The sequence below is a fragment of the Mesorhizobium sp. M7A.F.Ca.CA.004.04.2.1 genome (assembly GCF_004022825.1).
Taxonomy (GTDB): domain Bacteria; phylum Pseudomonadota; class Alphaproteobacteria; order Rhizobiales; family Rhizobiaceae; genus Mesorhizobium.
The window spans coordinates 1-781 of record NZ_RZPH01001574.1 but is presented as its reverse complement, the minus strand read 5'-3'; the positions used below and the strand labels follow the sequence as shown (position 1 = coordinate 781).

General features: G+C 54.3%; 1 protein-coding gene. It reads right to left on the bottom strand.

The window, feature by feature from the left end; genetic code table 11:
* Positions 1–680: hypothetical protein (locus tag EN893_RS36220; protein ID WP_164901508.1), on the bottom strand; the 680-nt coding region annotated here is incomplete at its 3' end.
* Positions 681–781 lie beyond the last annotated feature (101 nt).

The following is a 781-nucleotide window of genomic DNA, read 5'->3' as shown; positions in this document are numbered from 1 at the left end:
CACCTGTACCTTGTGTCGTAGGTGGAGACGAATTCCGCAAACAAGTCGAGCCGGCCGGTCTTCTTGGGAGTGTAGGTAAACCAGATGCCGCTTTCGAGCATGGCGTGCAGGTAATCTCTATCGCCGGCGCTGTTGTTTTCGAAAAATACCAAGCCGCCCAAATCCGGCGCCCCATCCCACTCGTAAGATTCGTCTCGCAGAATGCGTCCGTCCCCGGTCCGGTTGAACCAGCTGTATTTGTAGTTACCGAAGGTGCCAGGCCAAAAATGGAAATACTCATAGGGATCGCCTTGCAGTTGCCGCGTTTCCATCGGCATCGCCCCATCTTTGCGGCGCGGCAAGACAACCATTTCGGAGCGATCGAAACTGTTGCCTAGAATTCGCTTTCGATCGTTGCGATCGGCAAAGCGTTTCAGTTTTGCCCTGGTCCATTTTTCAGCTTCCTCGGTCCAGTAACAGCCCGACTGTGCTTTCAGGTAATCAATTTTTGCCTCGCCAAGAGCGGAGATCTGGCCCTCGTCGTTAGGGTCCGACTGCTTGAAATAGTTCATTGATGTGGCTGTCTGCTCGGCAAATGAAACACTGAGCGCCTGCTTGAACCGCTCGGTATTTTCAGTGCCCGGCCCGGACACTATGAATTCGCCGTCGTGATTGTTTGATGGATTGCCGCCTTTGGCCATGATGCATCTCCCTTCTGAGGCTTCATGGTTGATCGAATGCGGCCGGCTTCCTAGTCGTCATATGACGATGGTCCGCGGGTTCGCTGCGCACGTTTCCCGGA